The organism is Yonghaparkia sp. Soil809, from assembly GCF_001429705.1.
Taxonomy (GTDB): Bacteria; Actinomycetota; Actinomycetes; order Actinomycetales; family Microbacteriaceae; genus Microcella.
The window spans coordinates 614,955-638,154 of the sequence record NZ_LMSV01000001.1 but is presented as its reverse complement, the minus strand read 5'-3'; the positions used below and the strand labels follow the sequence as shown (position 1 = coordinate 638,154).

The 23,200-nt window shown below is 72.9% G+C and carries 20 protein-coding genes, 1 tRNA gene and 2 pseudogenes; 16 read left to right on the top strand and 7 right to left on the bottom strand.

Going from position 1 to position 23,200, the window contains the following annotated elements; translation table 11 throughout:
* Positions 1–110: 110 nt before the first annotated feature.
* The gene (locus ASG83_RS03100; protein WP_235460005.1) at positions 111–1,775 is read left to right on the top strand and encodes an ATP-binding cassette domain-containing protein; all 1,665 of its coding nucleotides are present in this window, start codon (positions 111–113) and stop codon (positions 1,773–1,775) included.
* 64 nt (positions 1,776–1,839) lie between these two features.
* On the opposite strand, the gene ASG83_RS03095 is transcribed toward ASG83_RS03100, so the two are convergent.
* Both ASG83_RS03095 and ASG83_RS03090 read right to left on the bottom strand, forming a co-directional pair.
* Positions 1,840–3,489, bottom strand: a complete 1,650-nt coding sequence (locus ASG83_RS03095; protein WP_235460003.1) for an urea amidolyase family protein — start codon at positions 3,487–3,489, stop codon at positions 1,840–1,842.
* On the bottom strand, positions 3,486–4,247 hold the full coding sequence (locus tag ASG83_RS03090) for a LamB/YcsF family protein (RefSeq protein ID WP_055857023.1): 762 nt from the start codon (positions 4,245–4,247) through the stop codon (positions 3,486–3,488). Before ASG83_RS03090 ends, ASG83_RS03095 begins: the two co-directional genes overlap by 4 nt.
* A 76-nt stretch (positions 4,248–4,323) precedes the next feature.
* Here ASG83_RS03090 and ASG83_RS03085 point away from each other — a divergent pair, with 76 nt between their 5' ends.
* The 3 genes from ASG83_RS03085 to ASG83_RS03075 all read left to right on the top strand — a co-directional run bounded on the left by ASG83_RS03085 (position 4,324) and on the right by ASG83_RS03075 (position 6,794).
* Positions 4,324–5,406, top strand: coding sequence for an Rv2578c family radical SAM protein (locus ASG83_RS03085; protein WP_055857020.1), 1,083 nt, complete (start codon positions 4,324–4,326; stop codon positions 5,404–5,406).
* 63 nt (positions 5,407–5,469) lie between these two features.
* Positions 5,470–6,126 (top strand): response regulator, encoded by a 657-nt coding sequence (locus ASG83_RS03080; protein ID WP_055857017.1) that lies wholly within the window; start codon positions 5,470–5,472, stop codon positions 6,124–6,126.
* Complete coding sequence (locus ASG83_RS03075; RefSeq protein ID WP_055857014.1) at positions 6,126–6,794, top strand: thymidine kinase; 669 nt, start codon at positions 6,126–6,128, stop codon at positions 6,792–6,794. Before ASG83_RS03080 ends, ASG83_RS03075 begins: the two co-directional genes overlap by 1 nt.
* A gap of 250 nt (positions 6,795–7,044) precedes the next feature.
* On the opposite strand, the gene ASG83_RS03070 is transcribed toward ASG83_RS03075, so the two are convergent.
* The 4 genes and pseudogenes from ASG83_RS03070 to ASG83_RS13070 all read right to left on the bottom strand — a co-directional run.
* A tRNA-Pro gene (locus tag ASG83_RS03070) sits at positions 7,045–7,118 on the bottom strand.
* A 24-nt stretch (positions 7,119–7,142) separates the two neighbouring features.
* On the bottom strand, positions 7,143–8,096 hold the full coding sequence (locus tag ASG83_RS03065; RefSeq protein ID WP_055857011.1) for a metallophosphoesterase: 954 nt from the start codon (positions 8,094–8,096) through the stop codon (positions 7,143–7,145).
* Positions 8,086–9,280: pseudogene (locus ASG83_RS13075) on the bottom strand (PASTA domain-containing protein); the annotation flags it as partial. The gene ASG83_RS03065 and the pseudogene ASG83_RS13075, both read right to left, overlap by 11 nt.
* A gap of 1 nt (position 9,281) precedes the next feature.
* Positions 9,282–10,524, bottom strand: a 1,243-nt coding sequence (locus ASG83_RS13070) for a transglycosylase domain-containing protein (RefSeq protein WP_235460083.1), incomplete at its 3' end; no start/stop codon positions are given.
* Between the two features lie 173 nt (positions 10,525–10,697).
* Between ASG83_RS13070 and ASG83_RS12610 the strand changes: the two genes are divergently transcribed.
* Positions 10,698–10,853, top strand: a complete 156-nt coding sequence (locus ASG83_RS12610; protein ID WP_156376727.1) for a DUF4177 domain-containing protein — start codon at positions 10,698–10,700, stop codon at positions 10,851–10,853.
* A 1-nt stretch (position 10,854) separates the two neighbouring features.
* The gene (locus ASG83_RS03055) at positions 10,855–11,319 is read left to right on the top strand and encodes a RidA family protein (RefSeq protein WP_055857008.1); all 465 of its coding nucleotides are present in this window, start codon (positions 10,855–10,857) and stop codon (positions 11,317–11,319) included.
* A gap of 84 nt (positions 11,320–11,403) precedes the next feature.
* Here ASG83_RS03055 and acs read toward each other — a convergent pair whose 3' ends face one another.
* Complete coding sequence (gene acs / locus ASG83_RS03050) at positions 11,404–13,359, bottom strand: acetate--CoA ligase (protein WP_369813373.1); 1,956 nt, start codon at positions 13,357–13,359, stop codon at positions 11,404–11,406.
* Positions 13,360–13,889: 530 nt separating this feature from the next.
* Between acs and ASG83_RS03045 the strand changes: the two genes are divergently transcribed.
* From ASG83_RS03045 to ASG83_RS03010, 10 genes and pseudogenes are all read left to right on the top strand, one after another.
* Positions 13,890–14,951 (top strand): CpaF family protein, encoded by a 1,062-nt coding sequence (locus ASG83_RS03045; RefSeq protein WP_082599037.1) that lies wholly within the window; start codon positions 13,890–13,892, stop codon positions 14,949–14,951.
* Positions 14,948–15,868, top strand: coding sequence for a type II secretion system F family protein (locus ASG83_RS03040; RefSeq protein ID WP_055856997.1), 921 nt, complete (start codon positions 14,948–14,950; stop codon positions 15,866–15,868). The genes ASG83_RS03045 and ASG83_RS03040 overlap by 4 nt, the downstream gene beginning before the upstream one ends.
* A 278-nt stretch (positions 15,869–16,146) precedes the next feature.
* Positions 16,147–16,302, top strand: a complete 156-nt coding sequence (locus ASG83_RS13065) for a DUF4244 domain-containing protein (RefSeq protein WP_235451424.1) — start codon at positions 16,147–16,149, stop codon at positions 16,300–16,302.
* A complete protein-coding gene (locus ASG83_RS03030) occupies positions 16,299–16,637 on the top strand; it encodes a TadE family type IV pilus minor pilin (protein WP_055856991.1) in 339 nt (112 codons plus the stop codon). The genes ASG83_RS13065 and ASG83_RS03030 overlap by 4 nt, the downstream gene beginning before the upstream one ends.
* Positions 16,637–16,957, top strand: coding sequence for an Rv3654c family TadE-like protein (locus ASG83_RS03025; protein WP_055859146.1), 321 nt, complete (start codon positions 16,637–16,639; stop codon positions 16,955–16,957). Before ASG83_RS03030 ends, ASG83_RS03025 begins: the two co-directional genes overlap by 1 nt.
* Before the next feature lie 126 nt (positions 16,958–17,083).
* A complete protein-coding gene (gene topA, locus ASG83_RS03020; RefSeq protein WP_055856981.1) occupies positions 17,084–19,855 on the top strand; it encodes a type I DNA topoisomerase in 2,772 nt (923 codons plus the stop codon).
* Positions 19,856–19,860: 5 nt separating this feature from the next.
* Positions 19,861–20,262, top strand: a pseudogene (tmk, locus tag ASG83_RS12370) (dTMP kinase); the annotation flags it as partial.
* A 1-nt stretch (position 20,263) separates the two neighbouring features.
* The coding region (locus tag ASG83_RS13060; protein WP_369813372.1) for a dTMP kinase at positions 20,264–20,467 on the top strand (204 nt) is incomplete at its 5' end.
* Positions 20,464–21,618, top strand: coding sequence for a DNA polymerase III subunit delta' (locus tag ASG83_RS03015; RefSeq protein WP_055859143.1), 1,155 nt, complete (start codon positions 20,464–20,466; stop codon positions 21,616–21,618). The genes ASG83_RS13060 and ASG83_RS03015, both read left to right, overlap by 4 nt.
* Positions 21,615–23,156, top strand: a complete 1,542-nt coding sequence (locus ASG83_RS03010) for an alpha/beta hydrolase (RefSeq protein ID WP_055856979.1) — start codon at positions 21,615–21,617, stop codon at positions 23,154–23,156. The genes ASG83_RS03015 and ASG83_RS03010 overlap by 4 nt, the downstream gene beginning before the upstream one ends.
* The last annotated feature ends 44 nt before the right edge of the window (positions 23,157–23,200 follow it).

Here is a 23,200-nt window from a genome sequence, read left to right as displayed (position 1 = left end):
CGTCGGCAGGAGCTGACGTATCGTCGACCCCGCTATGAAGAGATGACGCAGTCCGTCCCGCGCCCGAGGCTCAGCCCGGCGGGGTCCTGCGAGCCGATCGGCACTCACTCTTGGCACCTGCATCTCTGTCTTCCGCGCGCTCGACGCGCGCATCCGTCACACGTCCGCTCGTCGCGACGGGCATCCATCGCACCTACGATCGCGCGCCGGTGCTCGACGGCGTCGACCTCGTCGTCTCGCCGGGCGAGCGCCTCGGCCTGATCGGCGAGAACGGCGCGGGCAAGTCGACGCTCCTGCGCGTTCTCGCCGGGGTCGAGGCGCCCGACGCGGGTCGGATCGAGCGCCCGACGAGGGTCGGCTACCTGCCGCAGGAGGTCGAGCACGACGCGGCCGCGCCGCTCTCGAGCCTCATCGAGGATGCCGTGGCGCCGCTGCGAGCGCTCGAACGACGTCTCGAGGCGGCGGCCTCCGCTCTCGCCGTCGACCCGCGTGCGGATGCCGCCTACGCGGCCGCGCTCGACGAGGCCGAGGCGCTCGATCTCTGGAGCTGGGAGTCACGCCGCGACGCCCTCCTCGTAGGGCTCGGCGTCGCGGGCATTCCGTTCGAGACGCCGCTCGGGTCGATCTCGGGCGGGCAGCGCAGCCGACTCGCGCTCGCCGCTCTCCTGCTCGCCCGGCCCGATGCGCTGCTGCTCGACGAGCCGACGAACCATCTCGACGACGCGGCTGTCGCCCTCCTTCAGCGCGAGCTGCGCGCGTGGTCGGGGCCGGTCCTCCTCGCGAGCCACGACCGCGCGTTGCTCGACGACGTCGCCACGGGGCTCGTCGACCTCGACCCGAGCCGTCGCTCGGCCTCGGGCGAGAACGGCGGCGGCATGCTCACGCGCTTCGGCGGCGGATTCAGCGACTACCTCATCGAACGCGCGCTCGAGCGCGAGCGGTGGGAGGAGCGCGTCGCGGCCGAGGAGCGCGAGCTGACGCGAGCGCGGGGCGCCCTCACGGGCTCGGCGAGAGCGCTCGACGGGCCCGATCGCCCTCCGCGCGACAACGACAAGTTCGTCAAGAACTTCAAGCGCGCTCGGCAGCAGAGCGCGACGAGTCGCCGGGTGCGCGCCGCCGAGCAGCTCGTGGCCGAGCTCGAGGCGTCGCGCCTATCGTCGCCGCCAGCGGTGCTGACCTTCGCGGGCATCCCGACCGGGTCGACGGCGCTCGCGGACGCGACGCTCGTGCAGCTCACGGATGCTCGGATCGACTCCAGGCTCGCCCCTGTCTCTCTGCGCATCGGCGGCGCCGATCGCGTGCTCGTCACGGGCGCGAACGGCGCGGGCAAGTCGACCCTGCTCGCGGCGATCGCGGGGGCGCTCGCGCTCGACGGCGGACGGCGCACCGCGCGGCGAGGGCTGCGCGTGGAGCTGCTCGCGCAGGACGTGCGCTTCGCCGACCCGAGCGCGACCCCGCGCGCGCTCTACGAGCGAGCCGCGGGCGAGCGCCGAGCCGAGACGCAGCCGCTCGCCGGGCTCGGGCTCATCGCGCCGCGCGACCTCGATCGCGCGGTCGGGTCGCTCTCGACGGGACAGCAGCGCCGTCTCGCGCTCGCCCTCGTCATCGCGCGCCCGCCGCACCTGTTCCTGCTCGACGAGCCCACCAACCACCTGTCGCTGCAGCTCGCCGGCGAGCTCGAGGAGGCCCTTGGCGGGTATCCGGGCGCCGTCGTCGTCGCTTCGCACGACCGGTGGCTCCGGGCGCGGTGGGAGGAGCGCGTGGTGCGACTCTGACGCTCACGCGTGTGTCGCGCGCGGGTGTCGAGCGGTGTCGGCGGGCGACGCGGCCGGCTCGACGCTACGGTCGACCCGTGGCGAGGCGCAGGCGCACCGTCTGCCCGGGGCGGGCCTGCGCGAGCGAGTCGAGCGCAGCATCCGTGACGACCGCGATGACGGGGTAGCCGCCCGTGACCGGCGCGTCGGGGCCCAGGATCGTCGGGGCGCCGTCGGGCGAGACCTGGATGCTGCCGGGCAGCATGCCCTCGCTCGGCAGCTCGCGGCCCGTCGCCTCGGCGGTGCGGTCGAGTCCGGGCCCCTCGAGCCGCACGCCCGTGCGGTCGGAGCGCGGCGACACTCGCCATTCGGTGCTCAGCAGGCTCTCGTGAGCCGACTCGGTGAACCAGTCGTGCCGGGGGCCGGGCCGCACGGCGAGCTCGAGCGGGCCGTCGTCGGGAGCGTCGAGCGGAACGAGGTCGATCGTCGGAACGGGGCCCTCGACGGCGTCGCCGATGCTGAGGATGCTCCCGGCTGCGAGCGGCGCCGGTCCGATCCCCGAGAGCGTGTCTCGCGATCGCGACCCGAGCTCGGCGGCGGCGTCGAGCCCCCCGCGCACGGCGACGGTCGCCCGCAGGCCGTGCTCGAGGCGGCCGATGTGCAGGAGCGCCCCCTCGCGGCCCGCGCGCGCGGGCAGGCGCGGAGCCAGGCTCGCGCCGTCGAGCGTCACGGCGCCGACACCGCCCGTGACCGCGACCCAGGCGCCTTCCGGAAGCGCGAGGGTCAGCCCGCCGAGCAGCACCTCGAGGGCGGCTGCCGTCTCGTCGTTGCCGACGAGCCGGTTCGCGAGCCGGTGGGCCGCGCGGTCGAAGGCGCCCGCGGCGCCCGCGCCGATGGCGGCGCGGCCGGGGCGCCCGAGGTCCTGCACGAGGGTGAGCGGGCCGGGCTCGACGACCTCGATGGCGCGGCCGTGGGCGGCCGGAGGCGCGGGGGCGACGGGCGCGGAGCTCGCGCGCGAGCGCGTCGTACCGAGCTCGGGCACGGGGACGAAGCGCACGCGCGCACCCGGCGCGACGAGCGCGGGCGGGTCGCGCCGGGCATCCCACAGCGTCGCGTCGGTGCGGCCGATGAGCTGCCACCCGCCGGGGGAGGAGCGCGGATACACCCCCGTGTACTCGGCGGCGAGGGCGACGGCGCCGGCCGGAACGGCGGGGCGCGAGGTCGCGCGACGCGGCACGGGCGGCGGTGCGAGGGCAGCATCGACGGGTACGAGGTACGGGAATCCGGGCGCGAAGCCGACGAAGGCGCAGCGCCACTCGGTGCGCGCATGTCGCTCGACGACCTCGACCGGTTCGCATCCCCAGTGGTCGGCCACGGTCGCGAGATCGTCGCCGTCGTAGACGACGGGCAGCTCGACGAGGGGGCCGTCCGGCAGCGCGGCATCCGGGTCGGTCTCGGCGAGCGTCTCGCGCACCCAGTGCTCGGCGTGCGCGAGACCGAGCACGCGCGGGTCGAGCCGCACGAGCACCGTGCGCGCGGCGGGCACGAGCTCGAGCACTCCGGCGGGCGCAGTCTCCGCGAGCGCCGCATGGGCCGCGAGGGCCTGCTCGAGCGCGTCGACCTCGACGAGCAGGGCGCGATCGCCGCAGGGCAGGATGCGCGCCGCGAGCCCCGCGCCCGACCTCGCGCCCGCCCTCGCGCTCGTTCCCGCGCCTGCCGCCGCCCCGTCGCTCACGGCGCGCCGAGCACGGGTCGCACGTCGACCCCGGCCTCCGCGAGGGCCTCCCGCACGGCCCGCGCCATCGCGACAGCGCCGGGAGTGTCGCCGTGCACGCACAGCGACTCGGCCTCGACGCGCACGATCGACCCGTCGACCGCGACGACCGAGCCGTCGACCGCGAGCCGCACGGCGCGCGCGGCGACCAGCGCGACGTCGTGCAGCACGGCGCCCGGCTCCGACCGCGGCACGAGCGACCCGTCGGGCCGGTACCCGCGATCGACGAAGGCCTCCGCCACGAAGCGGATGCCCGCCTCGCGCGCGGCGCGCTCGATCGCCGACCCGGGCATCCCCATCACCGGGAGCCCGGCCGCGGCCGCGACCCGCGCGACGACCTCGGCGCGCTCCGCGTCGCGCACGATGCGGTTGTAGAGGGCTCCGTGCGGCTTGAGGTAGCGGGCCGCGCCGCCCGCGGCCGCCGCGACACCGGCCAGCCGCGCGACCTGCTCGCGCAGCTGCGCGTCGAGCGCCTCGGGGGCGACGTCGACGTGGCGCCGGCCGAAGCCCGCCCGGTCGTCGTACGAGGGATGCGCGCCGATCACGACTCCGCGCGCGGCCGCCGAGCGGCAGACGGCGGCCATCGTGGTCGGGTCGCCGCCGTGGGCTCCGCAGGCGAGGTTCGCGCTCGAGACGAGGGCGAGCATGGCCTCGTCGTCGCCCACGACGTCGGGCAGCCACGACTCGCCGAGGTCGCTGTTGAGGTCGATCGCGGGCATGCTGCGAGCCTACGACGCGGGGCGCCCCGGGATCCGAGCCTTGCGCGCGAGTCGAACATGTGTTCGAATATCGGCCATGCGGTGGAGCGGCCAGGCGGCGAGCGCGACGAGCCCCGACGCGCTGCCCGAGCTCGGCAGCACGGCTGCGATCGCGCGCCTGTCGGGGCTGCAGCGCACGGTGCGACCGCCGGAGTTCTCGGGGCTCGTCTTCCACGAGGTCCTCGCGAAGTCGGCGCTCAATCGCGTGCCCGGCGGGGGAGGGGCGCTGCCTTTCGGCCACACCGTGAACCCGTACCGCGGCTGCGCGCACGCGTGCGTGTACTGCTTCGCGCGCCCCACGCACGCCTACCTCGACCTCGACACGGGCGAGGGCTTCGACCGCGAGATCGTCGTCAAGATCAACGTCGCCGACGTCCTCGCGCGCGAGGTGCGCCGCGCATCGTGGGGGCGGCATCCGGTCGCCCTCGGCACCAACACCGACCCCTACCAGCGCGCTGAGGGTCGGTACGCGCTCATGCCCGGCATCATCACGGCGCTCGCCGAGAGCGGCACGCCGATCAGCATCCTCACCAAGGGCACGCTCCTGCGCCGCGACCTGCCGCTGCTCGCGCGCGCGGCCGAGCTCGTCCCCGTCGACGTCGCGATGTCGATCGCCATCTACGACGACTCCCTGCAGCGCTCGATCGAGCCGGGCACCCCCTCGACGGATGCCCGGCTCGCGACCGTCGCCGCCGCCGTCGCCGCGGGGCTCGACCCCGCCGTGTTCCTCATGCCCGTGCTGCCCCACCTCACCGACACCCGCGCGCACCTCGACGAGGCGTTCGCCCGCATCAGCGAGACCGGAGCGACCACGGTCATGACCTCCGCGCTGCACCTCAAGCCCGGCGTGCGCGAGTGGTGGTTCGCGTGGCTCGAGCGCGAGCATCCGGAGCTCGTCGCCCGCTACCGCGCGCTCTACGCGGCCGGGCCGTACGCGCCCGCCGGCTACCGCGAGTGGCTCGCCGCGCGGGTCCGCAAGCTGCGCGCGCGGCACGGGCTCTCCTCGCGCCCGCTCGACGCGGCGACCGGCACGGTGCGCAGCCGCGCGCTGCAGCCCGACGCCGCGCGATCGCCGGGCGAGCGCGCGCCCCTGACCGCCGGCGCGCCGACGCTCTTCTGACGGGAACGGCGCCGACGTGCGCACTGCACCCGCGCGGCGCGGCCGAGGTTCTAGAGTCGACTCATGGACCCGAGCGCGCGCACCCCCGTGCGGCTCGCGATCCTCGACGACCACGAGCTCCTGCTCGACAGCATCGCCTCCTGGATCTCGGCCAACGCTCCCGACTTCGACCTCGTGCTCACGGCGTCGACGTGGTTCGGGCTCGTGCAGAGCGACCGCTTCCCGACCGACCTCGTGCTCATCGACTTCCAGCTGCAGGAGCCGGTCTCGATCGAGGCGCGCGTGCGCACCTGCCGCGCGGCGGGGGCGAAGGTCATCGTGCTGTCGAGCCTCGAGACCGCGGACGACCGCGACCGCGCCTTCGACGCCGGCGCCTCCGCGTTCCTCTCCAAGGCGCTCCCGCTCGGCGAGGTCATGGAGACGGCGCGCCGCGTGATGGGGATGGAGTCCTCCGGCGAGCCGTCGCGCGACTGGCGGCCGCTGCCCTCCGGCGCCCAGCACGCGGCGCGCCCGAAGCTCTCCACGAGCGAGCGCGAGGCGCTCGTGCTCTACGTCAACGGCAACTCGACGGCCGAGGTGGCGCGTCAGATGCACGTGCAGTACGAGACTGCGAAGACCTACCTGCGCCGCGTGCGCGAGAAGTACGCGCGCGCCGGCAGGCCCGCGAGCTCCAAGACCGACCTCATCCGACGAGCAGCAGAAGACGGGCACTTGCGCTGATGGCGAAGCTGTACTTCCGATACGGGGCGATGAACAGCGGCAAGAGCACCGCTCTGCTGCAGGCCGCCTACAACTACGAGGAGCGCGGGCAGAAGGTCCTGCTCGCCAAACCCCGCATCGACACCAAGGGCGACCAGCTCATCGTGTCGAGGCTCGGCGTCACGCGGGAGGTCGACTTCACGATCGGCCCCGACGACGACATCTACGCGCTCTTCCAGCGCGAGCGCGAGGCCGTCATCCGCTCCACCGGCCGCGACGTCGCGTGCCTCCTTCTCGACGAATCCCAGTTCCTGAGCCCCCAGCAGGTCGACGACCTCCTGCGCATCGCCATCCGCGAGAACATCCCCGTTCTCGCCTACGGCATCCGCACCGACTTCCAGACCGCCGCGTTCCCCGGCAGCCGACGCCTGCTGGAGGTCGCGCACTCGCTCGAGGAGCTCAAGACCATCTGCCGCTGCGGCCGCAAGGCCGTCTTCAACGCCCGCACCATCGGGGGCGTGTTCGTCTTCGACGGCGACCAGGTCGCGATCGACGGCGCGGATGTCACGTACGAGAGCCTGTGCGGAGCGTGCTACCTCGACGAGTCGGGCGACTCGCTCGCCTCGGGGTGGCGGGCGCCGGTGGCGCTCGGGAGTTCGGAGCTGGGGCCGGATCCGGACTTCGCGTAGGTCGTCGTCCTGCTTTGCGGGGCGGCTGCCGCGATGCGGCCGCCGTCCGCTGCGCGCGGCTTCGGAGCGCGGGCCCGCGACACTCCTGCTCGCGCAACCGGATTTGTCCCCATCGCACCGACGGCACCGCGCTGCGCGCTGCGCCATTGCGGGCGACGTGGGCCCACCTGCTGGGTGCAGCTTCGCGTCCGAGATACCCCAGACCCAATGAGAAAGGGACCGCCCTCTGGGCGGTCCCTTTCTCATTCAGTCGGGGTAACAGGATTTGAACCTGCGGCCTCGTCGTCCCGAACGACGCGCGCTACCAAGCTGCGCCATACCCCGGTGCGCCGCGCGAGCGGCACCTCGTCAAGAATAGCCGATGTCGTCGGCCACGAGCGTCACGAGCACCGCCTCGGGCGGGCAGGCGAATCGGAAGGGCGCGAAGATCGAGTGCCCGAGGCCCGCCGAGACGTTCAGGAAGGCGGCTCGATGCGCGTGATGCCACATGCTCAGGCCCCGCGCTCGCTCGCGCGGAAGGTCGCAGTTGGTGACGATCGCGCCGAAACCGGGCAGCGCGACCTGACCGCCGTGGGTGTGGCCGGCGAAGATGACGTCGGCGGCCTGCGTCGTGAAGGCGTTGAGCACGCGCTGGTACGGAGCGTGCGTGACGCCGATCATGACCGCGGGGTCGTCGCTGTCGTCCTCGTCGAGCTCGCGCAGAGCATCCACGAGACCCGGGAGCGCATCGAGGCGGTCCCAGCCCCGGTGCGCGTCGTTCGTGCCCATGAACTCCAGGATCGACCCGTTGATCGTGAGCTGCGCGACGTCGTTGTTGAGCGAGTGCCAGCCGAGGCGGTCGACGTACAGCCGCTCGAGGGCATCGATGTCGAGCCGGGTGGGCTCCGAGGCGTCCCGCGAGCCCGACGGGCCGGTCAGGTACGCGAGCGGATTCTTGAAGGTCGGCCCGAAGTAGTCGTTGGAGCCGTGGACGAAGACGCCGGGCACGCCGTCGAAGACCGACAGGGCCTCCTCGAGCGCGGGGAGGGCATCCACGTGGCCCATGCTGTCGCCCGTGTTGACGATGAGATCGGGCCTCAGGTCGGTGAGCGAGCGCACGAAGTCGATGCGGTCGAATTGCCACGGTGCGAGGTGGAGGTCGCTCAGGTGCAGAATCCGGATCGGGTCGGCTCCCGGGGAGAGCACGGGGACGGTCTCCCGGCGGAGGCCGTAGGCGCGGCGCTCGACCGCGGTGGCGTACACGGCGACGGCCGCCGCGGCCCCGAGGGCCGCGACGGCCGCGAGCCGCGCGCTACCCGCCACCGGGGTCCGGGGTCGGGGTCGGCGAGCCGCCGCCGCCCCCGCCTCCGCCGCCGTTGCCGCACTTGTCGCTCGCCACGCCGAGCGTGATGAGCGTGCTGCGGCTCGTCGACGTGCCGGCGGCCGGGCTCTGCGACTCGACGATGCCCTCGCGCGCGGGGTCGGCGCCGCCGTTGATCGGCACGCAGGAGGTCGCGATGTTGCTGAAGCCGGCGCCCTGCAGAGCCGCGCGGGCCTGGGCCTCGTCGTAGCCGGCGCTCGTGACGTCGGGGACCGTGGCGAGGTTGCCGTTGCTCAGCTGCACGCGCACGATCAGGCCGCGGCCGACGACGGAGCCGGGCGCAGGCGACGTGGCGGCCACCGTTCCCTGGGGCTGAGCCGAGTCGATCGTGTCGCCCTCGCCGTAGCGCAGACCGAGGCCCTCGAGGATGGCGCGCGCCTGCGACGGCGACTGCCCGATGAGGTTCGGGAGCTCGATGCCGCTACCGCGGATGAGACGCTGAGGCGGCTCCGGGAAGGCCGAGCCGCCGTATTGGGCGTTGGCGGCGCCGAGAATCTCGCGCATGATGCGGTGACGCAGCTCGCCGCCCCAGAAGCCCTCGGGGTTCTGGTACTGACGGATCCGGGCGTTGCCGACGATGTTGCCCACCCAGACCGCCGTGGCGAACTCGGTCGTCGACGTGATCACCCAGGTGTCCTTCGACTGGTCCGTCGTCCCCGTCTTGCCGATGATCGGCGTGCCGTCGAACGGGTTGCTCGCGACCGCGGTGCCGCCGTCGACCATCGTGTACCCCATCGCGAAGGAGGCGGCCGCGGCGACCTCCGGGTCGATGCCCTGATCGCACTTCGGCGTCTGCCCCGGGAGCTCCTCGCCCTCACGCGTGACGAAGCGGTCGACCATGATCGGCTCGCAGTACTGGCCGCCGTTGGCGATGCCGGCGTACGCGGCGGCCATCGTCAGCGGGGCGATCTCGTTCGTGCCGAGCACCGAGGAGGGGTTGGTCTGCAGCTCGCCCCCGTCGGCGCGATGCACGCCGAGGTCGGCCGCGCGGTTGCGGATCTCGCACAGGTCGAGCTGCGTCGCCATCGACACGAAGGCCGAGTTCACGGAGCGTCGCGTCGCCTGGATCGGGTCCATGGAGCCCGCGGCGCCCTCGTCGTTGCCGAACTTGAAGGTCTGGCCGGGGNCCTCGCGCAGCCCGCGCCCCTGGTTGAGCCACTCGATGAGGGTGAACATCTTGTAGGTCGAGCCCGGCTGGAACCCGCTCGAGCCGCCGTAGGCGCGGTCGGTGTTGAAGTTCACGGCCGTGTACTCGGGCCCGGGAGGAACCTCGCTGTTGTCGAAGAGCTTGTTCTGCGTCATCGTCAGGATCCGACCCGTGCCGGGCTCGACCGACACGGCGACGGCGCCGAGCTCGAGACGCGTCTCGCTGGCGGGCGCGTAGCGCAGCACGGCGTCGTACGCGACCTGCTGCAGGGACATGTTGAGCGTGGTGTAGACGTCGATGCCGCCGGTCTTCCAGGCGTCCAGCCGAGACTCGGCGTCGGCGCCGAGAGACTCGAAGTTGGCCACGTTGCGCACGACGTAGTCGCAGAAGAACCGCGCGTAGTCGTTCGCCGCGATGCAGCCGTTGCGCGGCGGGGTCGGGGTGACGAAGGCCTCATCGACGGGGATGGCGACCGCCTCGTCGTACTGGGCCTGCGTGATCATGTCGTAGGCGAGCATGTTGCCGAGGATGACGTCGCGGCGCTCCTGGTTGCCCGCGTAGTTGTCCGGCGTCTTGAGCGAGCGCGCGCCGGGCTCCTGGACGATCGCGATGAGGCTCGCCGCCTGGGCCAGGGTGAGATCGGCGGCGGTCGTGTTGAAGTACTCCTGCGCGGCGGCCTGGATCCCGTACGTGTTGCCGCCGAAGCCCGCGATGTTCAGGTAGGCGAGCATGATCTCGTCCTTCGTGAACTCCTTCTCGAGGTTGATCGCGAGCTTCGCCTCGTTGAGCTTGCGCTCCAGGCTCGACTCCTGGCACGAGTCGTACTCGGCGCGGAACGCCTCCTCGTCGGTGCCCTGGAGCTTGAGCGACTCCTGGATGCAGATGTTCTTCACGAGCTGCATGGTGAGCGTCGAGGCGCCGGACTCGATGCCGCCGGAGACGACGTTGCCGACGGCGGCGCGGATGACCGACTGCACGTCGACGCCGTTGTGCTCGTAGAAGCGGCGGTCCTCGCCGGCGAGAGTGGCGTCCTTGACGAAGTCGCTGACCTCCTCCCACGCCACCTCCTCGCGGTTCTGGGCGAAGACCGTGGCGATCGCCGTGTACCCCGCGGCGGGGTCGGCGGTCTTCTGCGCGTAGATCGTGTTGCGCTGCTGGAGCTCGTTGATCTCGATGTACTCGGGCAGGCTGTCGAAGATGCCGATGGTGTTGCTCGCGGCCATCCCCGTCAGCGCGATCGCGGGCGTGACCATGACGGTGGCGAGCACGCCGGCGATGACCGAGAGGCCGAGCATCCCGATGAAGGATCCGGCCCGCGTCGAGACCGGGCGATTCTGGGCAGACATAGACTCAAGGGTACGCGATGACCCTATGAGGAAGACCGAAGGACCCGACGATGACTCAATGGGAGTACACGACCACTCCGCTCCTCATCCACAGCACGACCGCGATCCTCAACAACTGGGGCGAGCAGGGCTGGGAGCTCGTGCAGATCGTGACCGGCCCCGAGGGCGGTCTCGTGGCCTACCTCAAGCGCCCGAAGGCGGCGTGAGATGAGCCGCATCGACGCGCGCCTCGCCGAGCTCGGGCTCGGCATCCCCGCCCTCGCGAAGCCGGTCGCCGCCTACGTGTCCGCGACGATCTCGGGCCATCTCGTCTTCACCGCCGGTCAGCTGCCGTTCGTGGACGGCGCGCTCCCGGCGACCGGCAAGGTCGGCGACGCCGTATCGGCAGAGGATGCGGCCGGCTTCGCCGGCCAGTGCGTCCTCAACGCGCTCGCCGCGGTGCAGAGCGTGATCGGCTCGCTCGATCGGGTCACTCGCATCGTCAAGGTCACGGGCTTCGTCGCCTCGACCCCCGACTTCACGGGGCAGCCCGCCGTGCTGAACGGCGCGAGCACCCTGCTCGGCGAGATCTTCGGCGATGAGATCGGCGCGCACGCCCGCAGCGCCGTCGGCGTCGCCGTTCTGCCGCTCGACGCCCCCGTCGAGGTCGAGCTCGTCGTCGAGTTCGCCTAGGCGGCGCCCACGACGAGAAACGGGGCCCCCGCCTGGCAGGGGCCCCGTTCGTCGTGATCGGCGGCCGCGCGGCCGCCGACGGTCTCAGCGCATCGTGTCCGTGATGACGGTGATGACGGTCGAGTCGGTGAGCGTGGTCGTGTCGCCGATCTCGCGACCCTCGGCGACGTCGCGCAGGAGCCGCCGCATGATCTTGCCCGAGCGCGTCTTCGGCAGCTCGGCGACGACGAAGATCTCGCGCGGTCGCGCGATGGCCCCGATCTGCTCGGCGACGTGCGCGCGCAGCTGCTGGCTCGCCTCGGTCGCCGAGATGTCCTTCGCCTTCTTCGAGCGGAGGATCACGAACGCCACGACCGCCTGACCGGTCGTGTCGTCGCTCGCGCCGACGACGGCCGCCTCGGCGACGATCGGGTGCGAGACGAGCGCCGACTCGATCTCCATCGTCGACAGCCGGTGGCCCGAGACGTTCATGACGTCGTCGACACGGCCCAGCAGCCAGACGTCGCCGTCCGCGTCGAGGTGCGCGCCGTCGCCGGCGAAGTACTTGTCGCCGAACTTCGACCAGTAGGTCTCCTGGAACCGCTCGGGGTCGCCCCAGATGCCGCGCAGCATGCTCGGCCAGGGCTCGGTGACGACGAGCAGACCGCCCGCCTCCTTGCCGACGTGGGTGCCGTCCTCGTCGAGAACGTCGATCGAGATGCCCGGCATGGGCACCTGCGCCGACCCGGGCTTGGTCGTCGTGACGCCCGGCAGCGCGCTGATCATGATGGCGCCCGTCTCCGTCTGCCACCAGGTGTCGACGATCGGGGTCTTCCCCCCGCCGATGATCTCGCGGTACCAGATCCACGCCTCCGGGTTGATCGGCTCGCCGACCGAGCCGAGCACGCGCAGGCTCGACAGGTCGTAGGCGAGCGGGATCTCGCGGCCGGCCTTCATGAACGAGCGGATGGCCGTGGGCGCCGTGTAGAAGATGGTCACGCCGTACTTCTGGATGATCTCCCACCACCGGCCCGGGTGCGGCGTATCGGGAGTGCCCTCGTACATGACCTGAGTCGCGCCGTTCGCGAGCGGGCCGTAGACCATGTACGAGTGGCCCGTCACCCAGCCCACGTCGGCGGTGCACCAGTAGACGTCGGTCTCGGGCTTGAGGTCGAAGACGCTGCGGTGCGTGAAGGCGGTCTGCGTCAGGAAGCCGCCGCTGGTGTGCAGGATCCCCTTGGGACGGCCCGTGGTACCGCTCGTGTAGAGGATGAACAGCGGGTTCTCGGCCTCGAAGCCCTGCGCCTCGTGCTCGGGCGATGCCGCGGCCATCGCCTCGTGCCACCAGAGGTCGCGGCCGTCCTGCCACTCGACCTCGTTCTCGCCGCGCCGCACGACGACGACCGTCGTCACGTCGGTCTCGGCGGCCGCGAGGGCGGAGTCGACGGCGTGCTTGAGCGGGAAGACCTTGCCCTTGCGCCAGCCGCCGTCGGCGGTGATGACGAGCTTGGCGTCGGCATCCTCGACGCGGGCGCGGATGCTCTCGGCGCTGAAGCCGCCGAAGATGACGGAGTGGATCGCGCCGAGGCGGGCCACGGCGAGCATCGAGATGACGGCCTCGGGGATCATCGGCAGGTAGATCGCGACGCGATCGCCCTGGACGACGCCGAGGTCGGCGAGCATGTTCGCGGCGCGCTTCACCTCGGCCGTGAGCTCGGCGTAGGTGATGGTTCGGCTGTCGCCCGGCTCGCCCTCCCAGTGGATGGCGACGCGGTCGCCGTTGCCCGCCTCGACGTGACGGTCGAGGCAGTTGTAGGCGACGTTGAGCTCGCCGTCGTGGAACCAGCGGGCGAACGGCGGGTTCGACCAGTCGAGGGTCTGGGTGAACGGCGTGTGCCAGTGCAGCTCGCGGGCCTGGTCGGCCCAGAAGCCGAGGCGGTCCGCCCGCGCCCGCTCGTAGAGCTCGGGGCCGGCGACCGCGTGGGCGGTGAAGTCGGGGTCCGGCGCGAAGCGCCGCTCCTCGTGCAGGAGGCTGTCGATCGAAGTCGTGGACATCGTCATCCTTGGTCGATGTGCGTAACAGGCCTGGACTGCCGCAACGCTGAGGTGGTCGACCGCCATCCTATTCACCGGCGAGGCGGTCGCCACGGCTCGGGCCCGTCCTGCGACGAACGCGCGCGATCCGGCGACGAGCGGGCTCATCCGCGCCTCCGATCCCCGCTCGTCCCGGTCCGCGAGCTCCACCGATCGGGGCTGCGGCTCCCGTCGGTCGGGGGCCCGATCGTGCCCCCGACCGGGGGTCGGCACTTTGGGGGACAATTCGGGGTCGGAAACTCTTGACGCACGGGTGCGCTGTCGTAGACTGATCCCTGTCAGCAGCAAGACTGACTTGAGCAGCACGGCTACGATTCCCCCCAATCGCGTGCTGCTGAGGCGGCGCCCATTTCCCCCCAAAGTTGGGCGCCGCCCCCCAAACTCCGCACGACACAGCTCGACGAACGGCTCCTCCCCACGAGGAGCCGTTCGTTCTTTCTCCCCTCGTGCGGGTCGGAGCCGGCCTCCGCGGTCGCGCGTCCGGCGAGGATCGGGCGATGCACCGCGCGCCGTTCGTCCCCCGAGATCCTCGTCGCCCGACAGAGGGGGAGGGCCCTTCCGGACCTGTCCCGATCCCCCGTGAGCTCGACGCGGACCTGCGCGCGATCCTCGGCCCCCTGGCCCGCGCCGTCGAGGACGACGCGACGACCGACGTCTTCGTCACGGGCGACGGGGCGGTGTGGCGCGATGCCGGGGCGGGCGTGCACCGCGTGCCGGGCATCCGCCTCGATGCCACGGCGGCCAGGGAGCTCGCCGTCCGCCTCATCGAGCACGGCGGACGGCACATCGACGAGGCGACGCCCTGCGCCGACGTGCGCATCGGCGACGGCGTGCGCGTGCACGCCGCACTCCCGCCGATCGCATGGGCGGGGCCGGCGCTGTCGATCCGGCTGCCGCGATCGCGTCCGGTGACGCTGGCGGACTCGGGGCTCGCCCCCGCGGTCGTCGACGCCCTGCGCGGTGCGCTCTCCGATCGCCGCACGGTGCTCGTCACGGGCGCGACCGGAAGCGGGAAGACGACGCTGCTTGCGGCCTGGCTCTCCGAGGCCGCCTCGACCGAGCGGATCGTCGTCATCGAGGACGTCGCGGAGGCGCGCATCCGGCACCCCCACGTCGTCGGTCTCGAGTGCCGGCAGGCGAACCTCGAGGGTGCCGGCGAGGTCGATCTCGCCCGGCTCGTGCGCGAGGCGCTCCGGATGCGCCCCGATCGGCTCGTGGTGGGGGAGTGCCGGGGTGCGGAGGTGCGCGAGTTCCTCGCCGCGCTCAACACCGGGCATCGCGGAGGGGCGGGGACCCTCCACGCCAACTCGCTCGCCGACGTGCCGAGCCGTCTGGAGGCGGTGGGCATGATCGCGGGCCTCGACCCGCTCGCCCTCGCGCGCCAGGCGCTCAGCGGCATCGACCTGGTCGTGCACCTCGCGCGCGCGCTCGGAGGCGCGCGGACCGCGGAGCTCGGCCGGTTCCGGCTGGACGGGCGGGAGCGCCTCGCGATCGAGCCGCTCCCGCCCGAGCCGCTCTCTCGTCGGCAGCTCTCCGATCCAGCCGGGGTCAGAGCATGACGGAGGAGTCGGACGCCCTCGCGAGCCATGTCCACCGACTGGCGGTCCTCGTCGGCGCCGGCATCGCGCCCGCGTCGGCGTGGAGGCACGTCGCCGGTGCGGCCCACCCGCCGGACCGGGCACTCGACGCGATCGTGCACGGCGTCGACGCGGGCGCGCCGCTGTCGGAGTCTCTCGCCGCGGTCGCGCGCGAGCACGGAGCGGGGTGGCGGGCGCTCGCGGCGGCCTGGTCGGTCGCGTCCATCAGCGGCGCGCCGCTGGCTCCGGCGCTCACCGCGTTCGCCCAGGCCGTGCGCGATCGCACGGCCGCCCAGCGCGACATCGAGGTGGCGCTCGCCGGCCCGCGGGCGACCGCCCGCATCGTCCTCGCCCTGCCCCTCGTCGCCGTCGGTCTCGCCCTGCTCGCCGGCGCCGACCTCGCGGCGAGCCTCGCGCATCCGATCGGTGTCGCGAGCATCGCGACGGGTCTCGCTCTCGGGGTGCTCGCACGGGTCTGGATGAGACGGATGCTCCGCGCGGCCTCGCCGCCTCCGCCGACCATCGGCCTGCCCCTCGACCTCCTCGCCGTCGCGGCCGCCGGAGGCGGCTCGCCCGAGGCCGCCCGCGAGACCGTGCTGCGGGCGCTCGTCGAGGCGCAGCTCCTCCCGCCGCGGGGCGACCGCGCGCAGGAGGCCGACGCGCTCGGTCGGCTCGTCGAGCTCTCCCGCCGGTCCGGCGCGCCGCTCGGAGCGCTCGCCCGCGCCGAAGCCGCGGAGGCCCGCGCCGCCGAGCGCGCTCGGGCACGACGATCGGCGGAGGAGCTGGCCGTGAGGCTCATGCTCCCGCTCGGCGTCTGCGTCCTTCCCTCCTTCCTCTGCCTGGGCGTGGTGCCGATGCTCGTCGGACTCCTCTCCTCCACAGCGGGGGCGGGGTCATGAGCTTCGCCGTTCTGCCCCTCGGGGCCGCCGAGCGAGCGGCGCTCGCCGCACACTGGTTCCGGTTCGTGCCCCCGACCGCGATCACCTCTCACGGTGATCGCACCGACCCGAAAGGCGCGACCACCATGTCCCGCAGCCACTCCTCTCTTATGCAGCTCACGACCGCGGCCGGCGCGATCCCGCCGCACCGCGCGTCGGGGCTCCGCTCGCCCGCGCGGCAGCGCGCGTCGCTCGCGGCCGCGCTCCGCTCCGATGACCGCGCGCCGCGCGCGCTCTCGATCGCCGATGATCGCGGCGCGGCGACCGCCGAGTACGCCATCGCGACGATGGCCGCCGTCGGATTCGCGAGCCTCTTGGTCGTCATCATGCGCAGCGACGAGGTGCGGGGCATCCTCACCGACATGGTGCGCACCGCCCTGACCTTCGGCGGATGACCCGGACGCGCCGGGATCGCGGAGCGGTGACCGCCGAGGTCGCGATCGCCCTCCCCGCCGTCGTCCTCGTCCTCGTCGCCTCGATCCACGGGCTCACCGCCGCGACGACCCTGATGCGCGCGCAGGATGCGGCGGCGGACGCGGCGCGATCCGTCGCGAGGGGCGAGTCCGCGGCGGCGGCCGCGGGCCAGGTCGTCGGCGCGCTCCCGGGCGGACGGCTCAGGACCGAGCTCTCGGGCGATCTCGTCTGCGCGACGGTCGTCGTGCGCCCGCGCATCCTCGGCGTCCCGATCGCGCTCGACGCCCGATCGTGCGCGCTCGCCGGGGGCCGCTGATGGCGGGCGCGCCGCTCGTGGTCGGCCTCCTCGCGGTCGTGGCGCTGGGCGGCGGGGGCATGACGCTCGCGAGCACCGCCCTGGCCGAGTCGCAACGGCTCGCGGGCGTCGCCGACGCCGCGGCCCTCGGGGGAGGGGACGCGCTCCTCGGGTGGGTGCCCGGGCCGCCGTGCGCCGTCGCCGAGCGCGTCGCCGAGGCCAACGGAGCAGGCCTGTCCGGGTGCCGGGTCGAGGGGCTCGAGATCGTCGTCTCGGTCTCCGGAACGACCGCGGGGATCCCCGTCCAGAGGTCCGCGCGCGCCGGGCCGCCGCGATCGTGAGCGGCCGCCCGTGGGGCGACGGCCTCGACAACCTGTGTATGGTGTGCCTGACCGCGGCATGCGAGCCGCAGCGACCGCCGGGGTGCGGAGACATCCCCCCGGACGCCCCCGAGATCGAGGAGTACCGTGCCGAGCACGAAGAAGCTGGTCATCGTCGAGTCGCCCGCGAAGGCGAAGACGATCGGCAAGTACCTGGGCGAGGGCTACGAGGTGCAGGCCTCGGTCGGCCACGTGCGCGACCTCATCGAGCCGAAGAACCTCCCGGCCGAGCTCAAGAAGGGCCCGCTTGGCAAGTTCTCGATCGACGTCGACAACGGCTTCGAGCCCTACTACGTCGTCTCCGACGAGAAGAAGCGCGTCATCGCCGACCTCAAGAAGGCGCTCAAGAGCGCCGACGAGCTCTTCCTCGCCACGGATGAGGACCGCGAGGGCGAGGCCATCGCGTGGCACCTGCTCCAGGTGCTCAAGCCCTCCGTGCCGGTCAAGCGCATGGTGTTCCACGAGATCACCCCCGAGGCGATCGCGCGCGCGACCGAGTCCACCCGCGAGCTCGACACGGCGCTCGTCGACGCCCAGGAGACCCGGCGCATCCTCGACCGTCTCTACGGCTACGAGGTCAGCCCCGTCCTGTGGCGCAAGGTCGGCCCCGGGCTCAGCGCGGGCCGCGTCCAGTCGGCCGCGACGCGACTCGTCGTCGACCGCGAGCGCGAGCGCCTCGCGTTCGTCGCCGCTCAGTACTGGGACCTCGACACCACCCTCTGCCCCGTCGGGGCCGAGACGGCCTTCACCGCGCGTCTCACGCGCCTCGCGGGCGATAAGGTCGCGAGCGGCCGCGACTTCGACGACCGCGGTGCGCTCAAGGGCTCCGGCACGGTCGCGCTCGACGAGGCGACGGCGACGGCGCTCGCCGAGGCCCTCCGCGCGACCGACGTCGCGGTCACGGTGACGAAGGTCGAGTCGAAGCCCTACACGCGGCGTCCAGCCGCGCCGTTCACGACCTCGACGCTGCAGCAGGAGGCCGCGCGCAAGCTGCGCTTCACCGCGCGCCAGACGATGTCGGTCGCGCAGTCGCTCTACGAGAACGGCTATATCACCTACATGCGCACCGACTCCTCGTCGCTGTCGCAGCAGGCCATCGCCGCCGCCCGCTCGCAGGCGTCGTCGCTCTACGGCGCCGACGGCATCCCCGACAAGCCCCGCGTCTACGCCAGCAAGTCGAAGAACGCGCAGGAGGCTCACGAGGCCATCCGCCCCGCGGGCGACACCTTCCGCACGCCCAGCGCGCTCGAGGGCATGCTCCGCGGCAACGACTGGAAGCTCTACGACCTGATCTGGAAGCGCACCATCGCGAGCCAGATGGCGGATGCCCGCGGCCAGACCGCGTCGGTCGCGATCCAGGCGGGCCCGCTCTCCGCTCCGGCGCAGGCCGGCGCCCTCGCCGAGTTCGCGGCGAGCGGCACCGTCATCACCTTCCGCGGCTTCCTCGCCGCGTACGAGGAGGGCCGCGATGAGGAGCGCGACGCGGAGAAGAGCTCCGACACCGCCGAGGCCAAGCTGCCGCCGCTCGTCGAGGGCCAGAACCTGACGGTGCAGGACGTCGAGGCCAAGGGCCACGAGACCAGCCCGCCCCCGCGCTACACCGAGGCGAGCCTCGTCAAGGCGCTCGAGGAGCGCGGCATCGGCCGCCCGTCGACCTACGCCGCGATCATCTCGACGATCGTCGACCGCGGGTACGTCACGCCGCGCGGCACCGCCCTGGTGCCGAACTGGATCGCCTTCTCGGTCGTCCGCCTTCTGGAGGAGAACTTCGCCGACCTCGTCGAGTACGACTTCACCGCCGAGATGGAGGCCGACCTCGACCGCATCGCCAACGGCGAGGCCGACCGCACCGACTGGCTGAAGGGCTTCTACTTCGGCGACGCCCACCAGCCGGGCCTCCGCCCCGTCATCGACAACCTCGGCGACATCGACGCGAAGACCCTCAACTCGATGCCGATCACCGATGCGATCACCCTGCGCATCGGCAAGTACGGCCCCTATCTCGAGGTCGCCGAGGAGGGATCCGAGACGCCCCGGCGCGTGAACCTCCCGGAGGACCTCGCCCCCGACGAGCTCACCCCCGCCAAAGCCCAGGAGCTCATCGACGCCCCCGTCGTCGGCGACCGCGTGCTCGGCATCAACCCCGAGAACGGAAAGCATGTCGTGGCGAAGGACGGCCGCTTCGGCCCCTACGTGACCGAGGTCGACCCCGAGCCCGAGGTGCCCGCCGAGCCCGCGGCCGCCGAGCCGGTCGTCGACCCCGCCACGGGCGAGGTCGTCGAGCCGCCCAAGAAGCGCGCCCCCGCGAAGAAGAAGGCCGCTGCGGAGAAGCCGCGCACGGCATCCCTCTTCAAGGACATGGACCCGGCGACGGTCGACTTCGAGACCGCGATGAAGCTCCTCGCCCTCCCGCGCGAGGTCGGGATCGACCCGGAGTCGAGCGAGCCCATCACCGCGCAGAACGGCCGCTACGGCCCGTACCTGAAGAAGGGCACCGACACCCGGTCGCTCGACAGCGAGGATCAGATCTTCGAGATCGACCTCGACGGCGCCCTCGCCAAGTTCGCCGAGCCCAAGTACGGGGCCCGTCGCGCATCGAGCGCGCTCAAGGAGTTCGACGCCGACCCCGTGAGCGGCAAGCCGATCAAGGTGAAGGACGGCCGCTTCGGCCCTTACGTCACCGACGGCGAGACGAACGCGACCATCCCGCGCGGCGAGGACGTCGAGGCGGTCGACTTCGACCGAGCGGTGCAGCTGCTCGCCGACAAGCGAGCCAAGGGGCCGGCCAAGAAGCCCGTCAAGCGCGCCTCCGCGAAGAAGCCCGCCGCCAAGCGCACGACCGCCGCCAAGAAGAAGTAGCCGGCATGACCGGCCTCTTCCTGACGTTCGAGGGCGGCGACGGCTCGGGCAAGTCCACGCAGTCCGCCCTTCTGACCGAATGGCTGACCGGGCGGGGCGAGACTGTCGTCCACGCGCGCGAGCCCGGGGGCACCGAGCTCGGGCTCGAGCTGCGCGAGATCATCCTTCACCGGCGCGGGTACATGGCGCCGCGGGCCGAGGCGCTGCTGTACGCCGCCGACCGCGCGCACAATATCGCGACCGTCGTGCGGCCCGCGCTCGAGCGCGGCGAGGTCGTCATCCAGGATCGCTACCTCGACTCCTCGGTCGCCTATCAGGGCGCCGGTCGCGTGCTCTCGACGACCGAGGTCCGCGACCTGTCGCTCTGGGCGACGGAGGGGCTGCTGCCGCACCTCACGGTGCTCCTCNCGGCTCGACGCGAGCCGCACCCGGTACGACCGGCTCGAGGCCGAGGCCACCGTCTTCCACGAGCGCGTCCGCGACGCGTATCTCGCCCTCGCGCGAGACGAGCCCGATCGCTTCCTCGTGCTCGACGCGACCGAGGCGGTCGAGGCGCTGCAGGAGCGCGTCCGTGCCCGGGTGTCCGATGTGCTCGATACCCTGACCGCATGACGGGCTGGGACGACCTCACCGGGCAGGAGGCGGCCATCGCGCTGCTGCGCTCGGCGGCGAGCGACCCTGCGTCGATGACGCACGCGTGGCTCATCACGGGGCCGCCCGGCTCCGGTCGGTCGAACCTCGCGTTCGCCTTCGCGGCCGAGCTCCTGACGCCCGAGCCCTCGGCCGCGGCGAGGACCGCCGCCCAGGTCGCGGCGCGCACGCACCCCGACCTCGCCGTGCTCGCGACCGAGCGGGTCATCATCTCCATCGAGGAGGTGCGCCAGCTCGTCTCGCAGAGCCAGTATTCGCCGAGCGTCGCCCCTTACCGCGTGATCATCGTCGAGGACGCCGATCGGATGAGCGAGCGCACCTCGAACGTGCTGCTCAAGGCGCTGGAGGAGCCCCCGCCGCGCACGGTGTGGATCCTCTGCGCGCCGAGCGCCGCCGACCTCATCCCGACCATCCGCTCCCGCGTGCGCGCGGTCCGCCTGCGCGTGCCGAGCGTGCGCGAGGTCGCTGACCTGCTCGAGCGCCGCGACGGCGTCGACGCCGCGCTCGCCGAGCGCGCCGCCCGCGAGGCGCAGAGCCACATCGGGATGGCCCTCCGCCTCGCGACGGACGCCGAGGCCCGCGAGCGGCGGGCCCGCACCCTCGAGCTCGCGCTCGGGGTGTCGAGCGTCTCCCGCGCGGTGCTCGCGGCGGAGCAGCTCGTTTCCCTCGCCACCGACGACGCTAAGGCTTTCACCGCCGAGCGCGAGGCCCTCGAGCGCGATGCCGCCCTCCGCTCGCTCGGTCTCGAGCCCGGCGGCGCCATCCCTCCCGCCATGCGCGGGGCGCTCAAGGCGCTCGAGGATGACCAGAAGCGCCGGGCGACCCGCTCGGTGCGCGACGGCATCGACCGGGTCCTCGTCGACCTGCTCTCGCTCTACCGCGACCTGCTGCTGCTGCAGCTGGAGGCCGGCGTCGAGCTCGTCAACGAGTCGCAGCGAGCCCGGCTGGAGGAGGCCGCGCGCTCGAGCTCGCCCGAGCAGTCGCTCGCCGCGCTCGACGCCATCGGGCAGGCCCGCCGTCGGGTCGAGGGCAACACCCCGCCGGTGCTCGCCCTCGAGGCCATGCTGATCACGGCTAGCGGGCGGGTGCCCGCGTTAGGCTCGCCCGCGTGAGGACCCGAACCCGCCTATCCGCCGTCGCCCTCCCTCTGGTCGCGGTTCTCGCGCTCTCCGGCTGCGTGCCGACCTGGCTGAGCGGCCTCACCGGCCAGGACACCTCGACGCCCACCGGCGAGGAGGTCGAGGCCGCGCTCGAGCCCTACTACCGTCAGGCGCTCGTCTGGGAGCGCTGCGGGGGCGGGGCACAGTGCGCGACGGCGATCGCCCCTCTCGACTGGGACGACCCGGGCGCCGGCGACGACATCGAGCTCGCGCTCGTGCGCTATCGCGCGACCGACGAGGCTCAGGGGTCGCTCTTCGTCAACCCCGGCGGCCCCGGCGCCTCGGGCTTCGACTTCGTGCGCGACAGCGTCGACTTCGCGGTGAGCGAGCGCCTGCGCGCGAGCTTCGACGTCATCGGGTGGGACCCTCGCGGCGTGGGACGCTCCTCGGCCGTGACCTGCTTCACCGACCCGGCCGACATGGACGAGTTCATCTACGGCGTGCCGGAGGCCGAGCCCGAGACCCCCGAGTGGGTCGCCGAGGTCGAGCGGAGCGCGCAGCGCTTCGTCGACGCGTGCGCCGAGAACACCGGCCCGCTGCTCGAGCACGTCGACACCGACTCCACGGTGCGCGACCTCGACATGCTGCGCGCGGTGGTCGGCGACGAGGCGCTCAACTACTTCGGCTACTCGTACGGCACGGAGATCGGCGCCCGCTACGCCGACCGCTTCCCCGATCGCGTCGGCCGGCTGGTGCTCGACGGCGCCACCGACCCGACGACGACCCAGTTCGAGGTCGTCCTGGCCCAGTCGATCGGCTTCGAGGCCGCGCTCACGACCTACCTGACCGAGTGCTCCGCCGCGGCGAGCTGCCCGTTCCCGACCGACACGACCGCCGCTCTCGCGATCGTCGAGCAGCTGTACCAGCAGCTCGAGGCCGATCCCATCCCGGCCGCCGACGGGCGCCTGTTCACCGACTCGGTGCTCGACATCGCGGTCGCCACGGCCCTCTACGACGAGGCCTCGTGGGAGTTCCTGAGCCAGATGTTCACCGAGCTGCGCACGGGCGTCGTCGAGACGGGCTTCCTCCTCGCCGACTTCTACTACGGGCGCGAGAACGGCGAGTACGTCGACAACTCGCTCGAGGCCTTCATCGCGATCAACTGCCTCGACTACCCCGTCGAGCGCGACCCGGAGACGATCGTGGAGCAGAACGCCGCGATCGCCGAGGCGGCTCCCGTGACCTCAGACCCGAGCATCCTCGGCGACGTGGTGTGCCAGAGGTGGCCGTTCGCCTTCGAGGGGCAGCTCGGTCCGGCGAGCGCCGAGGGCGCCCCGCCGATCCTCGTCGTCGGCACCACGGGCGACCCCGCGACCCCCTACGTCTGGGCCGAGGCGCTCGCCTCCCAGCTCGACAGCGGCGTGCTGCTGACCTACGACGGCGAGGGCCACATCGCCTACGACGAGGGCGACCCGTGCATCAACGAGCTCGTGGACGACTACTTCGTGACTGGGGCGGTGCCCGCGCGCGATCCCGTCTGCGCGGGCTGAGCGCACCGAGCTGCCGCTCGCCCCGCCGCCACGGCGCCGCCCGG

Bases quoted from the DNA above. Each gene is read 5' to 3' on its own strand.
- ASG83_RS03090 (WP_055857023.1), bottom strand. From the start codon at position 4,247: ATGCCCGCGATCGACCTCAACAGCGACCTCGGCGAGTCGTGGCTGCCC.
- ASG83_RS03030 (WP_055856991.1), top strand. From the start codon at position 16,299: ATGACCCGGACGCGCCGGGATCGCGGAGCGGTGACCGCCGAGGTCGCG.
- ASG83_RS03015 (WP_055859143.1), top strand. From the start codon at position 20,464: ATGACGGGCTGGGACGACCTCACCGGGCAGGAGGCGGCCATCGCGCTG.
- ASG83_RS03045 (WP_082599037.1), top strand. From the start codon at position 13,890: ATGCACCGCGCGCCGTTCGTCCCCCGAGATCCTCGTCGCCCGACAGAG.
- ASG83_RS03055 (WP_055857008.1), top strand. From the start codon at position 10,855: ATGAGCCGCATCGACGCGCGCCTCGCCGAGCTCGGGCTCGGCATCCCC.
- ASG83_RS03080 (WP_055857017.1), top strand. From the start codon at position 5,470: ATGGACCCGAGCGCGCGCACCCCCGTGCGGCTCGCGATCCTCGACGAC.
- ASG83_RS03075 (WP_055857014.1), top strand. From the start codon at position 6,126: ATGGCGAAGCTGTACTTCCGATACGGGGCGATGAACAGCGGCAAGAGC.
- ASG83_RS03085 (WP_055857020.1), top strand. From the start codon at position 4,324: ATGCGGTGGAGCGGCCAGGCGGCGAGCGCGACGAGCCCCGACGCGCTG.
- ASG83_RS03025 (WP_055859146.1), top strand. From the start codon at position 16,637: ATGGCGGGCGCGCCGCTCGTGGTCGGCCTCCTCGCGGTCGTGGCGCTG.
- ASG83_RS03040 (WP_055856997.1), top strand. From the start codon at position 14,948: ATGACGGAGGAGTCGGACGCCCTCGCGAGCCATGTCCACCGACTGGCG.
- acs (WP_369813373.1), bottom strand. From the start codon at position 13,359: ATGACGATGTCCACGACTTCGATCGACAGCCTCCTGCACGAGGAGCGG.
- ASG83_RS12610 (WP_156376727.1), top strand. From the start codon at position 10,698: ATGACTCAATGGGAGTACACGACCACTCCGCTCCTCATCCACAGCACG.